Annotated in this window: 1 protein-coding gene; it reads right to left on the minus strand. The window is 44.4% G+C overall.

Annotated elements, in window-relative coordinates:
• Positions 1–140: 140 nt before the first annotated feature.
• Positions 141–414, minus strand: a 274-nt coding sequence (locus AAEZ03_RS26050) for a universal stress protein (RefSeq protein ID WP_350582629.1), incomplete at its 5' end; no start/stop codon positions are given.

Raw genomic sequence — 414 nt, forward strand, 5'->3', positions numbered from 1 at the left:
TTATTGATATTATTGAATAGGATAATAAATAAGTTAGGGCTAAAATGAATGAGCTAAAAAAAGCGCCCCGTAGATTGCTCACCGATGCGCTTTTTATCAACTTATACAAACCATTTATCAAAACGATATTTGGGTTCAGGTTAGCTGCGTTTTGATACGGGCTTGTCAAGTCTAACGACTAAACTGTCACAGGGGACGTTTGGCAAAATATTATCTGCTGTGGCACCGCTGAGCCATGCGACGATACCATGACGCTCATGGCGACCGATGACCAGAAGATCAACGTCATGCTTATGGCAATAGTTGACGATACCTTCGCTACTAGAGATGGCGGTGGTTACCTCGGCATTAACGGCAGTTAAGCCATTGCGCTCTAAGAATTGTGCCAATTTGGCTCGTGCCTCTTGGCAGCGC

The sequence above is a fragment of the Pseudomonas sp. HY2-MNA-CIBAN-0224 genome (assembly GCF_040310285.1).
Lineage (GTDB): Bacteria > Pseudomonadota > Gammaproteobacteria > Pseudomonadales > Pseudomonadaceae > Aquipseudomonas > Aquipseudomonas helleri.